The sequence below is a fragment of the Enterobacter sp. PL_is514 genome (assembly GCF_055816715.1).
Map to the genome: position 1 here is coordinate 296114 of NZ_JBVPGN010000028.1, position 15589 is coordinate 311702.

Genomic DNA, 15589 nt, shown 5'->3' on the forward strand with positions numbered 1-15589 from the left:
CTCCCTCACACTTTGGCCACAATCGGGCGTCCAAGCAGGCCCTGAGGACGGAAAATAAGGATCATGACCAGCAGGCCGAACGAGAAGACATCTTTATAGTCCGAGTTCACCATGCCCGAGAACTGCGCTTCCGCCACGCCCAGGATAAGGCCACCGAGCATCGCGCCGGGAAGGGAGCCGATGCCGCCAAGTACCGCCGCCGTGAAGGCTTTAATACCGATCACAAACCCGACGTAGAAATCAAAGGTGCCGTAGTTCATGGTGATCAGCACCCCCGCCAGGCCCGCCATCGCCGCGCCGATGACAAAGACCAGCGAAATAATCCGGTCGGTATTAATGCCCAGAATGGAGGCCATCTTACGATCCTGCTGGACCGCACGGCACATCCGCCCCAGCCGGGTACGGTTGATTATCCAGGTGAGCACCAGCATGCCGGCAAACGAGGCAACCAGGATAAACACTTTGGTGTAGGTTATCTGCACGAACCCTTCGCCCAGATGCAGGCGAATGACGCCGTCCAGCATGGTCGGTACCCCTTGCTGGCGCGGGCCCTGGCTCAGCTGCGCGTAGTTTTGCAGGATAAGCGACATCCCGATGGCGGAGATCAGCGGCGCCAGGCGCGTGGAGTTGCGCAGCGGCTTGTAGGCGATACGCTCGATAGTCCAGCCGTACACCCCGGTGACCACAATGGTGAACACCAGCGTGCCGAGGATCAGCAGCGGGAAGGACTGCAGGCCGAAGAACGAGAGCAGCGCCAGGCCAATGGCGCAAAGATAGGCGGAAATCATATACACTTCGCCGTGGGCGAAATTGATCATCCCGATAATGCCGTACACCATGGTGTAGCCGATGGCGATCAGGCCGTAGACGGAACCCAGCGTTAAGCCATTGATTAACTGTTGCAGGAAGAATGTACTCATCTTAGCGCGCTCGTTTTATAGGCTGCGCGAGCCGCGCAGCCTGATGTTTATTACGCGCCGACGGGCAGGCCCGCCGACGTTGAGCGTGACTCCGTCCCGTTACTGCACTTCCTTATATTTTCCTTTGTCGTCCCACTGGTAAACCACGTAGTCAGACACTTTCAGATCGCCTTTGCTGTCCCAGGCTTTTTTGCCCATCACCGTGTCTACGGAATTAGCCTTCAGCCACTCGCTGGCTTTGGCGGAGTCCTTGCCGCCGGTGGCCTTGAAGGCCGCGGCAATGGCCTGTACGGAGGCATAGGAGTAGAGGGTGTAACCTTCCGGCTCGAATTTACCGGCGCGGAATTTCTCGATAACCGCTTTGCCGTCCGGGATCAGGCGCGGGTCTTTACCGAAGGTCATGTAAATGCCATTGGTGTACTGCGGGCCGCCCGCGGCGGTCACCATCTCCTCGTTGACAATACAGTCCCCGGAGAAGAATTTTGCCTGTACGCCCTGCTCACGCATCTGGCGAACCAGCGGGCCGGCTTCCGGGTGACAGCCACCGAAGAACACGACGTCCGGTTTTTGCGCGCCGATCTTGGTGACCAGCGCGTTAAAGTCTTTTTCACCGCGGGATAACCCCTCGTACATCACATCCTGAACCCCGCGTTTCGCCAGCGCCGCTTTGGTGGCGTCAGCCAGACCCTGACCATAGGTGTCTTTGTCGTGAATGATCACCACACGTTTGGCTTTCAGCTTGTCGATGATGAAGTCGCTGGCAACCTGACCCTGCTGGTCGTCGCGGCCGCACATGCGGAACATATCGCTCATGCCGCGTTCGGTGATCAGCGGGTTAGTTGAGCCGGGGGTAATCGCAATAATGCCTGCGTCGCTATACACCTCGGATGCGGGCATGGTGGAAGAGGAGCAGAAATGGCCGACCACGGCGTTGACTTTATCCTGGTCAACTAAACGGTTGGCGACGGCCACGGCCTGCTTGGGCTCGCAGGCATCATCCCCCTGAACCAGTTTGATTTTCTCACCGTTAATGCCGCCTGCGGCATTAATGTCTTCAGCGGCCTGCGTTGCGCCGTGCCAGTACTGATCGCCATAGGTGGCGTTCGGACCCGTGAACGGCCCGGCCACGCCAATCACAATATCTGCCCGGGCGGAAAACGCCGTCACCAGGCAACCGGCCAACACAAGAGAAAGAGGAGTTCTGATAAATTTCAGCGACATTATTATGTTCCTTAGCAAAGAGGTTTTTGCACCACGGCGTAAACCCGAACGCCCGACGGCGCAGCCAATCCGAAACACGAGCAAGAACAAAATGCACTAAACGAACAAGATACAGACGGCATCCTGCATATTACGGCGAGATTTCCCTGCGCAGGGACGCGCGAAGAACGTTAAGCAAAAACGTTGCCAGAATGGTTAACCCATTGACGAGCATGCGACATGTTTGAGTATAGAGCGCCGCGTTATGCCGCCTTGCGGGAGGAGAAGAAATTACAGCGGAGATCACATATCGTTAACAATAAAGCCCATAAGTTGTGCAAAGCTCACGGTTTGCACGTTTTTGCAGCAATAAAGACCTAAACTTCAGCCCGGAGAGGGGTGAGATATGTGTTAGGATCGTTTCCTTTTTTGCAGGAGTATCAGCGATGACTGAAGGCCCATTGAATGAAAGCGAAATGGCGTGGCTTGAAGAGACGTTAATGTCTTACGGTCATGATGACGCGTCCGTAATTGACGTGTCCGAACTGGACGGCATGCTTACCGCAGTGCTTTCCGGTCCTGTTGTCGTTGAGCCAGATGCCTGGCTGGTGGCGGTTTGGGGTGGCGAGAAGTACATTCCGCGCTGGAAAAACGATCGTGAGATGAACCGTTTTATCGATCTCTGCTTTAAGCACATGAACGATATTGCCGAGCGTCTGAGCGAATACCCGGATCAGTTCGAACCGATGTTTGGCTATAACGACGTTGACGGTGAGAGTTATACCGTGGTGGAAGAGTGGTGCTACGGCTACATGCGCGGCGTGGCGCTGACGGACTGGTCTGCCTTGCCGGAAGCCCTGAAGGCCGATCTTGAGGTGATTGCTCTGCACGGTACGGAAGAGAACAGCGACAAGCTGGATGAACTGTCCGAAGAGGAGTACATCGCCAGCATCGAGAGCATCCAGCCTGCGGCACTGCGTTTATATCAATACTGGGTAAACAATCCGCAGCAGTCGGAAGCGAAGAAGCCGATTGTGAACGGCACAAAGGTCGGGCGTAACGATCCGTGTCCTTGCGGCAGCGGGAAGAAGTTTAAGAGCTGCTGTTTGCACTGATAAAAAAGGGGCTGATGACAGCCCCTTTTTTTATTTAACCCACTTCCGGCAGCATCCCGGCTGCAATCAACACCTGCACCAGTATAATCACCACCCCGCAGCCAAAGACAACGCACAGCAGCGGTTTTCCCCCCGCCACGCGATACCCTTGCTGCGGATGCTGCTGGCGGCTCTTCCACGCCAGCAGGGAAGGGAGCAACAGCGCCAGGATAGAGAGCGCCACTCCCGCGTAGCCCAGCGCCATCACAAATCCGCGCGGATAAAACAGCGCGAACGCCAGCGGCGGCAGGAAGGTAATTGCGCCCGTCTGTAACCGTCCGGCCGCGGTATTGCGGCGCTGGAACAGGTCGGCCAGATAATCAAACAGGCCGAGCGCCACGCCCAGGAACGAAGTTGCCAGCGCCAGGTCGGCAAACAGGTGTACCGCCAGCTCCACGTGTGGGGAGGTGACGACCTCGCGCAGTGCCAGCAGAAAACCGTTCAGGCCAGCGTGTTGCGCCATCAGCCCAATAAAGGTTGAAGAGTCAATGCTGCCCAGCGTCACCAACTGCCAGAAAATATAGGCAATCAGCGGGATCGCGCTGCCGATAACAAAGACGCGGCGCAGTTTTCGGATATCGCCGTTCATATAGCTGACGATGCTTGGCACGCTGCCGTGGAAGCCAAACGAGGTGAAAATGACCGGGATCGCGGAGAGCGCCAGCCCTTTTTCCAGCGGCAGCGTCAGCAGGTTAACCTTGTGCACGTGCGGCGCCAGCAGCACCAGCATGACAATCAGGAAGAGAATTTTAGCGCTGAACAGAAAACGGTTTAACAGATCGACCAGCGATGTGCCCACGCAGACCACGCCGCCGCCGATGAGCGCAAAGAAGATGGCGCCCGTCGCAGGGGTAATGTCAGAGCCAAACCAGTCGTTGACGCTGGAGGCGATGAGCTCTCCGGCGCCGCTGATATAGGCGGCGGTCAGGGCATACATCAGGAACATCATGCTAAAGCCGGTTATCCACTGGCCGTAGCGTCCGAGATAGCGCGCCGCAAGCGAACCCAGACCGGTGTCGGCGGGTACGTGCTGGTAAACCTCAAGCAGCAACAGTGCGGTGTAACACATCAGCGCCCAGAGCGTTCCCAGCAGCAGCAGGGTCATGCCAAATCCCACGCCCGCGGCTGCCAGAGGCATTGCCAGCATTCCTGCGCCAATTGTCGTTCCGGCGACGATAAAAATACTTCCCAGAGTTCTGTTTTTCACGCTTTCCTCTACAACGCTTCTTAACCGCGACAAAATCTGCGGCGCAGAGTAAGGGAAAAGCCGTTACTCGTCAAATCACCGTTACAAGTGGTGTAAAAAATTATTTACGTATTAATGACCCAGGCCTGTGCCTACCTCATAAGGGCAATACTGCTGCGCGACATTCCGGCGTAACGTAAACAATAAATACAAATTATCAAATTAAGTGAGGGTCTTATGGCAGGGGAGAATCCCTTTTCCGCGGCATGGAGCCGGGGAGGTAACCTGTTGTGCCATGGTCACTGGATAATCAGCTGGCAGAATCAGCCCCTGAACCTTCCCGAGTCCCGCCGCGAAAAGGATATGGGCACCTGGGCAATCTATTCGGTTATTGATCCTGAAGATGAAACCTTTGCACAAGGCTTACAGGAAGATGAGTGGATCATCGAGAATGTCGACTGGTTAACGGATCTGTTTTTCGAGGTGGGTATTCCGCTGGAGACGTCCAGCTACCGCTATTTTTACCAGGCCGTGAATCCCCATGACTGGCGTTGCACCAGCTGTGCGGGGTGTATGTAAATTAACGCGGTGCCGGAAACCGGCACCGCGCTGAAATTAATTCTGCGTATCAAGAGTGGAGAGTTCTTTATCGATAAAGTAAAGACCTTCGCCGGATTTCCCGACCAGAGATAATTTATCCAGCACGGATTTAAACAGCTTCTCTTCTTCGTGTTGCTCAGCGACGTACCACTGCAGGAAATTAAAGGTTGGATAATCCTGGCTGGTCATCGCGGCATGAACCAGTTCGTTAATTTTCTGCGTGATAAGCTGCTCGTGCTCGTAGGTGGCGCGGAACAGTTCATCGAGAGAATTATACTCAGCGAACGGTGATGCCACGGTTTCAATGCGCGGCAGGCTGCCCGTATCTGTCAGATAATCAAACAGACGCTGCATGTGGGTCATCTCTTCCTGAGCGTGACGACGCAGGAACGCGGCAGCGCCCTCGAAACTGTGGTAGCTGCACCAGGCGCTCATCTGCTGGTAGAGCAGGGATGAAAAAAGCTCAAGGTTCATTTGTGCGTTGAGCTTGTCGATCATTTCAGTTTTCAGCATGGTGACGCTCCGGATTATTATTTCTGGTTCACAATGAGCGACACTATAATTTGTTATTTAATTATTTGCAAAACGTAAAATTTTTATTTTATTTATTTAAAATACGAATGGGAATAAAACGCATTGGCGATTTTTATAATTTATTAATGAGAATTGTTTTTGTTCGTAATGAAATAAACTGCCAGCATGCGCTGGCAGCTTCGATTAATACCACGGATTAGTTGACTTAGGATTAACGGCGTAACCCATACATTTATACTGGATAGTCACGCTCTCGTTCAGGCACAAAGAGCCGCTGGTCAGAGTGCAGGTTTTAATGGGCTGACCATAGGCTGAGGCAGTGGCATACCCCATGCTCTGACACGCTTTTGCCGCCGTGCCGTTATTCACATACTCATCGGAATACGCATTTTGCAGCGCAGCCTGGCCGTAGTCGAGGCGGACGATGCCGTTCGGCGCGTCGAGGCTGCTGACTTCAGCCTGGCGGTTAATAGTACATCCCGCGAGCAGCAGGATTGTGCCGGCTACAATGACTCTTTTCATGATTCGCTCTGAGTGGATGGAAATACGTTATCGTACCCGCAGATGCCCGCTGCAATGGCTGGAATAGCCGGACAATCTGCCCTCACTCTTCGCAACGGGTCCGCGGTGAGCGCTTTCAGGCCATGCTCTGATATAAATGTGATGCGCATCACAAAAGTGTTGATTTTTGTGATGGTGGTCATATTATAGGCGCGTTGATAATAAAGTTGTATAACAAGTTAATGGAGCATCATCGTGAAACTGCGCAAAATCCTGAAAAGTATGTGGGCCAATTACTGCCGCACCTTCAAAGACGTGCCGCCGGGCGCCATGTTCTGATAAAAAAACCTGCTTCGGCGGGTTTTTTTTATACCTGCAGGCGATGAAGGGAAGATGCCAGGGGTGTGTTTTGCTACTATGGCGGCCTTTAAATAAGGAGAAAACCCCATGTCACAAAACCTGAGCGCCGATCAGGAACTGGTCTCTGACGTTGTCGCCTGTCAGCTGGTTATCAAACAAATCCTTGATGTTCTGGACGTGATTGCGCCGGTTGAAGTGCGCGAGAAGATGTCTATGCAGCTGAAAAACATCGATTTCGCCAGCCACCCCGCTGCCGCTGACCCGGTTACGCTTCGTGCGATCCAGAAAGCCATCGCGCTGATTGAACTGCGATTCACGCCGCAGGGTGAATCCCACTAAAACCGTGAAATGGGCGACGGCATGTGTCGCCCCTTGATACTGTCAGAAGAACGTCTGGACCAGCAGGTAGCTCGCCGCGCACGCGCAGCTTACCCCAATCAGCCCAGGCAGAATAAAGCTGTGGTTGATGATAAATTTGCCGATGCGGGTGGTGCCTGAACGGTCAAAGCCGATGCAGGCCAAATCACTTGGGTAGGTCGGCAGGACGAAATAGCCGTATGACGCAGGGAAAAAGGCGATCAGCATTTTCGGGTCGATGCCGAGCATGAGGCCCATAGGCGCAACGGCCGTCAGCGCAGCCGCCTGGCTGTTCACCAGTTTTGACACCAGAAACAGCACAATAGCATACGTCCACGGGTGGCTTTTCACGACGCCTTCCAGCGCCAGCTTTAACTCGTCGAGATGCGCCTGGAAAAAGGTATCGCTCATCCACGCCACGCCGAACACCGAGAAGATCGCGACCATACCGGCCTTAAACACCGCGCCGTTGGAAATCGCCGACGCATTGACCTTACAGGCCATCAGCATCACGGCCCCTGCGATTAACATCATCATCTGAATAACGAGGTTCATCGACAGCGCCGTCATTTTGCCTTTCAGCTCAAAGGCGGGGCGCAGCTCAGGGAACGCACCCAGCAAAACGACCACGGCAATACCGGCAAAGAAAATCCACGTGGACCAGTAGGCCTGTTTAGGGAAACGCTGATTCATTAACGTCTCCGTTCCACCGTAGATAAACTCGCGCTGCTTAGGATCTTTCAGCTTTTCCTGAAACTCCACGTCATCCGCCAAATCTTTTCCGCGGCGTAAACTCCACAGGGCAGCAATAGCTACGCCGAAAAGTGAAGCGGGAACAGATACGGCGAGAATTTCCAGGATCCCCCACGCGTGGCCGATGCCATGCTGGGCCGCCAGGATAGACACCAGCGACACCACGGCAACGGACACGGGGGAGGCGGTAATCGCCATCTGCGACGCGACCGATGCCACGGCCATGGGGCGCTCGGGGCGGATCCCTTTTTTCAGGGCGATATCCGCAATGATGGGGAACATGGTATAGACCACATGCCCGGTGCCGCACAGAAAGGTCAGCATCCAGGTGGTGAATGGGGCGAGCAGGGTGATGTGCTGTGGGTGTTTGCGCAGCAGACGTTCAGCAAACTGCATCATGACGTTGAGGCCACCCGCAGTCTGCAGCGTAGCGGCACAACCAATCACCGCGAGGATGGTCAGCATAACGTCTACCGGCGGCTTACCCGGTTGCAGACCAAAGACAAAACATAAAATAAAAAGACCAATACCGCTGATTAACCCGAGCCCCATACCGCCGAAACGCGTACCCGTCAGCAGGCAGAGGAGAATGACAACAAACTCAATGGTGATCATGATGCTCCCTCGTCAATGATTATGTAACTAAATAAATCATCACACGTTGTGTGGTTAATCATTGGGAGCCAGATCTGATTTGTTAAATTTCAGCAAAAGCAGAAGGTTGGAGACGTGAAGGGAGCCTGCTCCTCCGAATGGGAGCAGGCCAAAAAACTCAGTGGTGCTGCACCGCCACGATGTCGAGCAGATGACGGTCGGTTTGCTCAGGACATAAACCTGCCTGCTGCGCATTATGGATCTCATCCGCCAGCGTCTTCAGCAGCAGGCCATCCTGCTGCTGCTCTTTATCCATATCGCGTAAGAATCTGAGCGTCGTAATGTCCTGCTGCGCTTTGGCTTCATCGGCCAGTTTGTTGAGGGTGCTGCAGCGTTGTTCATACTCTTCAAGCGTCTTCTGAAACAGTTCTTCCAGGCAAGAGTAATTTTCATTGATCCCATCAAGGGCTTTAACGACAGGATTTGCCCCTGCGGCTTTCAGGAAGTTAAAGACACGCATCATATGGGTGACGTTACTTTGCGCCTGAGAGCGAAAGAATGTGGCAGATCCCGTGAGGCTATTCTCGGCACACCACGCACTTAAGTGAAGGTGCAGATTCGAGGCGTAGAACTCAAGGTTCATCTGCGCGTTAAGTTTTTGCATCATCGTTTGGGTAGCCATACTCATATCCTTATTGACTGTGGGACGTGATGTCCGTTGCTTAACCTGAGCGTCAGGCAAATATGAAGAAAAGAGCAGAAATACACATTCTGCCGTGACCGAAGTCGACCGAAATTCACTTCCTGTGTTCGATATAAATAAGCATACCCTTGTCTTTGGTCTAAGAAAACTCTTAATTGGGCTGTATTTACCATACATTACAAAGTTTAATATAGTACAGAAATGCAATCAGCTCGCCATGAATTGAATATAGTTTAATGCTCTAATAATTAACAGTTTTTATTGCAGAGATACACTGTTACTCTTTCGAAAATATTAAGTTGGAATAATACTCCGTGAAAAAGAGAAATACGGATTAATCGTTTCGAATATATGATGTGCTAATAAAATTGCGCTAAATCAAATTCTGCGGAATAACCGTGTTCAGGTGCCTGGTGCATTTTTGATGAAAAACATCTTGAACCCCTTTAACGCCAGATGACGTTTAGTCCACTGAGGGGGATCAGGGATTTCTTAGCTAATCTTATGGATAATTCTGCTTAACCCACTTTCATTTGTCTGACAAATCCTGCCTTTTTTATGTCATTTTTCGCTGAATTTATGTACGCAATTACTGTAATTCTGCGGTGTGATGGGGCTCTCTTATGGATGATTAATTTCCCGCTAAAACTATCACCAGCAATAACGCTTATGACGAGGTAAGCGCTAATGCCTTGTTTTAAGTCCGATTAAATAAGAAGCACGCACATATTCCCTACAGAAAAGAATGCTAAAGCTGGAGTTTACCATGCACAAATTTACTAAAGCGCTGGCGGCCATCGGTCTGGCTGCCGTTATGTCACAATCCGCTATCGCTGAGAATTTAAAACTCGGTTTTTTGGTAAAACAGCCCGAAGAGCCCTGGTTCCAGACTGAGTGGAAATTCGCCGATAAAGCCGGGAAAGATTTAGGTTTTGAAGTGATTAAAATCGCCGTGCCTGACGGTGAGAAAACCCTGAACGCCATCGACAGCCTGGCGGCCAGCGGTGCGAAAGGTTTCGTTATCTGTACTCCGGATCCAAAACTCGGTTCGGCCATCGCGGCGAAAGCGCGCGGTTACGATATGAAGGTCATCGCGGTTGACGATCAGTTCGTTAACGCCAAAGGCAAGCCGATGGACAGCGTCCCTCTGGTGATGATGGCGGCGACCAAAATCGGCGAACGCCAGGGGCAGGAACTCTATAAAGAGATGCAAAAGCGCGGCTGGGATGTCAAAGAGACTGCGGTGATGGCCATTACCGCAGACGAGCTGGACACCGCACGTCGCCGTACTTCCGGTTCAATGGACGCGCTGAAAGCGGCCGGTTTCCCGGAAAAACAGATCTACAAAGTCCCAACCAAATCTAACGATATCCCGGGCGCTTTCGACGCCGCGAACTCTATGCTGGTTCAGCATCCGGAGGTCAAACACTGGCTGGTGGTCGGCATGAACGACAACACCGTGCTGGGTGGGGTACGCGCGACGGAAGGCCAGGGCTTTAAAGCGCCTGACGTGATCGGGATTGGCATCAACGGCGTTGACGCCGTCAGCGAGCTGTCCAAAGCGCAGGCTACCGGCTTCTACGGTTCTCTGCTGCCAAGCCCGGACGTTCACGGCTATAAATCCAGTGAGATGCTCTATAACTGGGTCACCAAAGGGGCTGAGCCGCCGAAATTTACCGAAGTGACCGACGTGGTGCTGATTACCCGCGACAACTTCAAAGAGGAGCTGGCGAAAAAAGGACTGGGCGGGAAGTAATACGCGGTGATTGTGCCCCTCATCCTTCGTGAGGGGCCAGACGTACACACTACAGGAATCACGGAGACGTTATGCGACACTCTGATCCGTATCTCTCTTTTCGCGGCATCGGGAAAACTTTCCCCGGTGTTAACGCGCTGACCGATATCAGCTTCGACTGCTATGCCGGTCAGGTTCACGCCCTGATGGGGGAAAACGGCGCGGGAAAATCCACGCTGTTGAAGATCCTCAGCGGCAACTACACGCCGACTACCGGCTCGCTGGCCATACGCGGCGAAGAGGTGGCGTTTGCCGATACCACGGCGGCGCTCAATGCCGGGGTGGCGATTATCTACCAGGAGCTGCACCTCATTCCTGAGATGACCGTGGCGGAAAACATCTATTTAGGACAGCTCCCGCACAAAGGCGGCGTGGTGAATCGTTCGCTACTTAATTATGAAGCGGGGCTGCAGCTTAAGCATCTGGGCCTGGACGTCGATCCCCAGACGCCGCTGAAATATCTCTCCATCGGCCAGTGGCAGATGGTTGAAATTGCGAAGGCGCTGGCGCGTAACGCCAGAATTATTGCCTTCGACGAACCTACCAGTTCGCTCTCTAAGCGTGAAATCGAAAATCTGTTCCGCGTGATCCGCGAATTGCGTCAGGAAGGCCGTACGATTTTGTATGTCTCGCACCGTATGGAAGAGATTTTTGCCCTGAGCGACGCCATCACCGTCTTTAAAGATGGACGCTATGTGCGCACCTTTACCGACATGGCGCAGGTGAACCATGACCAGCTGGTTCAGGCGATGGTCGGACGCGATCTGGGCGATATTTATCATTGGCAACCGCGCCCGTACGGCCCGGAACGCCTGCGCCTGGATAACGTCAAAGCGCCGGGCGTCAGAACACCGATTTCGTTATCCGTACGCAGCGGTGAAATCGTCGGCCTGTTTGGTCTGGTGGGGGCGGGGCGCAGCGAATTGATGAAAGGTCTGTTCGGCGGTACCCGTATTACCGATGGTCAGGTCTCTATTGACGGCGAACGGGTAGATATCCAGAAACCGGCCCACGCGATCGGGGCGGGGATGATGCTCTGCCCGGAAGACCGGAAAGCCGAGGGGATTATTCCGGTGCACTCGGTGCGCGACAACATCAATATTTCTGCCCGTCGTAAGTTTATTCGCGCCGGTTGCCTGATAAACGATAGCTGGGAGTCGAGTAACGCCGACCACCATATTCGCTCGCTGAATATCAAAACGCCGGGTCCGGAACAGCTGATCATGAATCTGTCAGGCGGAAACCAGCAGAAGGCAATTTTAGGCCGCTGGCTGTCAGAAGATATGAAGGTCATTTTGCTGGACGAGCCGACGCGCGGTATCGATGTGGGGGCAAAACACGAGATTTATAACGTGATCTATGAGCTGGCAAAACGCGGCGTGGCGGTGCTCTTCGCCTCCAGCGATCTGCCGGAGGTGCTTGGCGTGGCCGACCGCATTGTGGTGATGCGTGAAGGCGAAATTGCCGGCGAATTACTTCATGAACAGGCGAATGAACAACAGGCGTTGAACCTCGCCATGCCTAAAGTTAGCCAGGCTGTCGCCTGAGTAAGGAGTTAATGATGTCCTCTGTTACTACATCCGGAGTGCCGAAGTCGAAGTCGGCGCTGAGTATTGGACGTATCTGGGATCAGTACGGCATGCTGGTGGTTTTTGCCGCACTGTTCCTTGCCTGCGCGATCTTTGTCCCTAATTTTGCCACCTTCATTAATATGAAGGGGCTGGGGCTGGCCATTTCCATGTCCGGGATGGTGGCCTGCGGGATGCTGTTCTGCCTGGCCTCCGGCGATTTTGACCTGTCGGTGGCGTCGGTGATTGCCTGTGCGGGCGTCACGACGGCCGTGGTGATCAACATGACGGAGAGCCTGTGGTTTGGCGTCTTAGCCGGGCTGTTACTCGGCGTCATCAGCGGTCTGGTGAACGGTTTTGTTATCGCGCGCCTGAAGATTAACGCCCTGATCACCACGCTTGCGACAATGCAAATTGTCCGCGGGCTGGCCTATATCATCTCCGACGGTAAAGCGGTGGGGATTGAAGACGAGCGCTTCTTCACGCTGGGTTATGCTAACTGGCTGGGTCTGCCTGCGCCTATATGGCTGACGGTGGCCTGCCTGATCCTGTTCGGCTTCCTGCTCAACCGGACCACCTTTGGCCGTAATACGCTGGCGATTGGCGGTAATGAAGAGGCCGCCCGTCTGGCTGGGGTGCCGGTCGTACGCACCAAGATTATTATCTTTGTGCTCTCTGGGCTGGTTTCTGCCGCTGCGGGGATTATTCTGGCGTCGCGTATGACCAGCGGCCAGCCGATGACCTCTATCGGTTACGAGCTGATCGTCATTTCGGCCTGCGTGTTAGGGGGCGTTTCCCTCAAGGGTGGCATCGGAAAAATCTCATATGTGGTGGCCGGTATCCTGATTTTAGGGACGGTGGAGAACGCCATGAACCTGCTGAATATTTCACCGTTCTCGCAGTACGTGGTTCGTGGTCTGATCCTGCTGGCAGCGGTGATTTTCGACCGTTACAAGCAAAAAGCGAAGCGTACCGTGTAACCCTTTTTCCGGTCTTTTATTGCTCAACTTATAACCTTAGTTGACCTCTTAACCGCCCCGCCAGTAATACTGGCGAGGCGGTTGTCAAATGGCGAGCCACGTCACACTGTCTATACTTACATGGCTATGAAAGAGGTAAAGGCGTTTACCTCTCGTAAACCGTAAGGAGGAAAAGGGTGGCTGACACGTTAACCGCACCGCCTGTACTGCCCGGACACTATGCTTTCTTTTTTGATCTCGACGGCACGCTCGCCGGGATAAAACCGCACCCCGATCAGGTGTCTATTCCGGAGGCGGTGTTACAGGATTTGCATCAGCTCTCACTCATGAATGAGGGAGCACTGGCATTGATATCAGGGCGCTCAATGGCCGAGCTGGATCTGCTCGCCAGTCCATACCACTTTCCGCTAGCCGGTGTACACGGAGCGGAGCGCCGCGACATCCATGATCAAACGCATATCGTTTCACTCCCCGACGCACTCACGCAAACGCTCCATAAGCAGCTTTCTGCCGCGCTGGAAGCGCTGCCTGGCACCGAGCTGGAAGCCAAAGGCATGGCCTTTGCCCTGCATTATCGTCAGGCGCCGCAGCATGAGGAGGCAGTACTTACGCTTGCTCAGAGGGTGGCAGATGCGCATCCACAGCTGGCGTTGCAGCCCGGCAAATGCGTGGTTGAGTTAAAACCGAAAGGGATTAATAAAGGCGCGGCCATCGCCGCGTTTATGGCGTCGCCGCCTTTCAAAGGGCGAACGCCCGTTTTCATTGGGGATGACCTGACCGACGAGGCCGGGTTTCGCGTGGTGAATCAGGCCGGAGGGATCGCCGTCAAGGTGGGGCCTGGTGACACTGTTGCCGAATGGCGACTGGCGGATGTCGCCAGCGTCTGGCAGTGGATATCTGACATCGCTAACCAGCAAAAACAACAAATAGCGCAAAGCAAAGGGGGAAACCATTATGGGTCGCTTAGTCGTCGTCTCTAACCGAATCGCACCGCCTGACGATAAAAAAGCCAGTGCGGGTGGCCTGGCGGTAGGGGTATTAGGTGCCTTAAAAGCCGCTGGCGGGCTGTGGTTTGGCTGGAGTGGGGAAATCAGTGAAGAAGAGAAACCGCTCAAAAAGGTGACGCGCGGAAACATTACGTGGGCTTCATTTGCATTGAAAGAGAAAGACTACGACGAGTATTACTCGCAGTTCTCGAATGCCGTCCTGTGGCCCGCGTTTCACTATCGTCTTGACCTGGTCAAATTCCAGCGTGAATCCTTCGAAGGCTACTCGCGCGTGAATGCGCTGCTGGCGGATAAACTGCTGCCATTAATCGAAGAAGACGATATTTTATGGATCCACGATTATCACCTGTTGCCCTTCGCCAGAGAGCTGCGAAAAAGAGGGGTAAATAACCGGATTGGCTTCTTCCTGCACATCCCGTTCCCGACGCCGGAAATTTTTACCGCGCTCCCGCCGCATGAAGAGCTGCTGGAGGCGCTGTGTGATTACGATTTGCTGGGCTTCCAGACCGAAAATGACCGCCTCGCATTCCTTGACTCCGTGTCAGGTAAAGCGCGTCTGGTGACCAAAGGCGGGAAAACCCATACGGCGTGGGGGAAAACGTTCCACACCGAAGTGTATCCAATTGGGATTGAACCTGACGAAATCGCGGAGCAGGCTTCCGGCCCGCTGCCGCCGAAGCTGGCGCAGCTTAAGAATGAACTCAAACACGTGAAAAATATCTTCTCGGTTGAGCGTCTTGATTATTCCAAAGGGCTGCCGGAACGCTTCCTGGCGTATGAAACGCTGCTGGATAAATATCCGCAGCATCACGGTAAAATCCGTTATACCCAGATCGCGCCGACGTCGCGCGGTGAGGTTCAGGCCTATCAGGACATTCGCCATCAGCTGGAGACAGAAGCAGGGCGCATTAATGGCCGCTACGGGCAGCTGGGCTGGACGCCGCTGTTTTACCTGAATCAGCACTTTGACCGTAAGATCCTGATGAAGGTCTTCCGCTATGCGGATGTTGGCCTGGTTACGCCGCTGCGCGACGGGATGAACCTCGTCGCGAAAGAGTATGTGGCGGCCCAGGATCCTGACGACCCGGGTGTTCTGGTGCTCTCCCAGTTTGCCGGCGCCGCAAATGAGCTCACGTCGGCGCTTATCGTTAACCCTTATGACAGGGACGACGTGGCAAACGCGCTGAATCGTGCCCTGACTATGCCGCTCACGGAACGTATTTCCCGTCATGCTGATATGATGGAGACGATCCGTAAGAACGACATTAACCACTGGCAGGCACGTTTTATTCAGGATCTCCGGGATATCACCCCGCAAAGTCATGAAGGCGATCTGCAAAAAAAGATCGCGACCTTCCCTAAACTCGCCTGATTTTC

The 15589-nt window shown here is 53.8% G+C and carries 16 protein-coding genes; 9 read left to right on the forward strand and 7 right to left on the reverse strand.

Going from position 1 to position 15589, the window contains the following annotated elements:
- Positions 1-5: 5 nt before the first annotated feature.
- Both AC0TNG_RS07650 and AC0TNG_RS07655 read right to left on the reverse strand, forming a co-directional pair.
- Positions 6-920, reverse strand: a complete 915-nt coding sequence (locus tag AC0TNG_RS07650) for an ABC transporter permease subunit (RefSeq protein WP_032646250.1) — start codon at positions 918-920, stop codon at positions 6-8.
- A 99-nt stretch (positions 921-1019) separates the two neighbouring features.
- Positions 1020-2141 (reverse strand): branched-chain amino acid ABC transporter substrate-binding protein, encoded by a 1122-nt coding sequence (locus AC0TNG_RS07655; protein WP_023312277.1) that lies wholly within the window; start codon positions 2139-2141, stop codon positions 1020-1022.
- Positions 2142-2566: 425 nt separating this feature from the next.
- Between AC0TNG_RS07655 and AC0TNG_RS07660 the strand changes: the two genes are divergently transcribed.
- Positions 2567-3235, forward strand: a complete 669-nt coding sequence (locus AC0TNG_RS07660) for a YecA/YgfB family protein (RefSeq protein ID WP_473713380.1) — start codon at positions 2567-2569, stop codon at positions 3233-3235.
- A gap of 34 nt (positions 3236-3269) precedes the next feature.
- Here AC0TNG_RS07660 and tyrP read toward each other — a convergent pair whose 3' ends face one another.
- Positions 3270-4481 carry a tyrosine transporter TyrP gene (gene tyrP, locus AC0TNG_RS07665; protein WP_417927559.1) on the reverse strand — a complete coding sequence of 404 codons (1212 nt, stop codon included), beginning with the start codon at positions 4479-4481 and terminating at the stop codon, positions 3270-3272.
- A 216-nt stretch (positions 4482-4697) separates the two neighbouring features.
- Here tyrP and AC0TNG_RS07670 point away from each other — a divergent pair, with 216 nt between their 5' ends.
- Positions 4698-5039 carry a hypothetical protein gene (locus tag AC0TNG_RS07670; RefSeq protein ID WP_024909784.1) on the forward strand — a complete coding sequence of 114 codons (342 nt, stop codon included), beginning with the start codon at positions 4698-4700 and terminating at the stop codon, positions 5037-5039.
- A 36-nt stretch (positions 5040-5075) separates the two neighbouring features.
- Here the strand turns inward: AC0TNG_RS07670 and ftnA are convergent, their stop codons facing one another.
- Both ftnA and yecR read right to left on the reverse strand, forming a co-directional pair.
- Positions 5076-5573, reverse strand: a complete 498-nt coding sequence (ftnA, locus tag AC0TNG_RS07675; protein ID WP_014884366.1) for a non-heme ferritin — start codon at positions 5571-5573, stop codon at positions 5076-5078.
- Between the two features lie 204 nt (positions 5574-5777).
- Positions 5778-6116, reverse strand: coding sequence for a YecR family lipoprotein (gene yecR / locus AC0TNG_RS07680; protein ID WP_024909785.1), 339 nt, complete (start codon positions 6114-6116; stop codon positions 5778-5780).
- A gap of 234 nt (positions 6117-6350) precedes the next feature.
- Here yecR and azuC point away from each other — a divergent pair, with 234 nt between their 5' ends.
- Positions 6351-6434 (forward strand): stress response protein AzuC, encoded by an 84-nt coding sequence (gene azuC, locus AC0TNG_RS07685; RefSeq protein ID WP_014884364.1) that lies wholly within the window; start codon positions 6351-6353, stop codon positions 6432-6434.
- 108 nt (positions 6435-6542) lie between these two features.
- Positions 6543-6794: a DUF2766 family protein gene (locus tag AC0TNG_RS07690; protein ID WP_473713381.1), complete on the forward strand. Its 252-nt coding sequence runs from the start codon at positions 6543-6545 to the stop codon at positions 6792-6794.
- Between the two features lie 42 nt (positions 6795-6836).
- Here the strand turns inward: AC0TNG_RS07690 and AC0TNG_RS07695 are convergent, their stop codons facing one another.
- Together AC0TNG_RS07695 and AC0TNG_RS07700 are read right to left on the reverse strand one after the other, a co-directional pair.
- Entirely contained in the window at positions 6837-8180 is a 1344-nt protein-coding gene (locus tag AC0TNG_RS07695; RefSeq protein WP_023336144.1) for an anaerobic C4-dicarboxylate transporter, read from the reverse strand.
- A gap of 157 nt (positions 8181-8337) precedes the next feature.
- Positions 8338-8841, reverse strand: a complete 504-nt coding sequence (locus tag AC0TNG_RS07700; protein WP_024909786.1) for a non-heme ferritin-like protein — start codon at positions 8839-8841, stop codon at positions 8338-8340.
- A gap of 787 nt (positions 8842-9628) precedes the next feature.
- Here AC0TNG_RS07700 and araF point away from each other — a divergent pair.
- The 5 genes from araF (at position 9629) to otsA (ending at position 15584) form a co-directional block, all read left to right on the forward strand.
- Complete coding sequence (gene araF, locus AC0TNG_RS07705; RefSeq protein ID WP_024909787.1) at positions 9629-10618, forward strand: arabinose ABC transporter substrate-binding protein AraF; 990 nt, start codon at positions 9629-9631, stop codon at positions 10616-10618.
- A 71-nt stretch (positions 10619-10689) separates the two neighbouring features.
- A complete protein-coding gene (gene araG, locus AC0TNG_RS07710) occupies positions 10690-12204 on the forward strand; it encodes an L-arabinose ABC transporter ATP-binding protein AraG (RefSeq protein ID WP_473713382.1) in 1515 nt (504 codons plus the stop codon).
- A gap of 11 nt (positions 12205-12215) precedes the next feature.
- A complete protein-coding gene (gene araH, locus AC0TNG_RS07715; protein ID WP_208763030.1) occupies positions 12216-13205 on the forward strand; it encodes an L-arabinose ABC transporter permease AraH in 990 nt (329 codons plus the stop codon).
- Between the two features lie 176 nt (positions 13206-13381).
- Positions 13382-14185 (forward strand): trehalose-phosphatase, encoded by an 804-nt coding sequence (otsB, locus tag AC0TNG_RS07720; RefSeq protein ID WP_473713383.1) that lies wholly within the window; start codon positions 13382-13384, stop codon positions 14183-14185.
- Complete coding sequence (gene otsA, locus AC0TNG_RS07725) at positions 14160-15584, forward strand: alpha,alpha-trehalose-phosphate synthase (RefSeq protein ID WP_048992259.1); 1425 nt, start codon at positions 14160-14162, stop codon at positions 15582-15584. The genes otsB and otsA overlap by 26 nt, the downstream gene beginning before the upstream one ends.
- The last annotated feature ends 5 nt before the right edge of the window (positions 15585-15589 follow it).

Bases quoted from the DNA above. Each gene is read 5' to 3' on its own strand.
- araH (WP_208763030.1), top strand. From the start codon at position 12,216: ATGATGTCCTCTGTTACTACATCCGGAGTGCCGAAGTCGAAGTCGGCG.
- AC0TNG_RS07690 (WP_473713381.1), top strand. From the start codon at position 6,543: ATGTCACAAAACCTGAGCGCCGATCAGGAACTGGTCTCTGACGTTGTC.
- AC0TNG_RS07670 (WP_024909784.1), top strand. From the start codon at position 4,698: ATGGCAGGGGAGAATCCCTTTTCCGCGGCATGGAGCCGGGGAGGTAAC.
- AC0TNG_RS07700 (WP_024909786.1), bottom strand. From the start codon at position 8,841: ATGGCTACCCAAACGATGATGCAAAAACTTAACGCGCAGATGAACCTT.
- AC0TNG_RS07660 (WP_473713380.1), top strand. From the start codon at position 2,567: ATGACTGAAGGCCCATTGAATGAAAGCGAAATGGCGTGGCTTGAAGAG.
- AC0TNG_RS07695 (WP_023336144.1), bottom strand. From the start codon at position 8,180: ATGATCACCATTGAGTTTGTTGTCATTCTCCTCTGCCTGCTGACGGGT.
- araF (WP_024909787.1), top strand. From the start codon at position 9,629: ATGCACAAATTTACTAAAGCGCTGGCGGCCATCGGTCTGGCTGCCGTT.
- otsA (WP_048992259.1), top strand. From the start codon at position 14,160: ATGGGTCGCTTAGTCGTCGTCTCTAACCGAATCGCACCGCCTGACGAT.
- AC0TNG_RS07655 (WP_023312277.1), bottom strand. From the start codon at position 2,141: ATGTCGCTGAAATTTATCAGAACTCCTCTTTCTCTTGTGTTGGCCGGT.
- yecR (WP_024909785.1), bottom strand. From the start codon at position 6,116: ATGAAAAGAGTCATTGTAGCCGGCACAATCCTGCTGCTCGCGGGATGT.
- ftnA (WP_014884366.1), bottom strand. From the start codon at position 5,573: ATGCTGAAAACTGAAATGATCGACAAGCTCAACGCACAAATGAACCTT.
- AC0TNG_RS07650 (WP_032646250.1), bottom strand. From the start codon at position 920: ATGAGTACATTCTTCCTGCAACAGTTAATCAATGGCTTAACGCTGGGT.
- araG (WP_473713382.1), top strand. From the start codon at position 10,690: ATGCGACACTCTGATCCGTATCTCTCTTTTCGCGGCATCGGGAAAACT.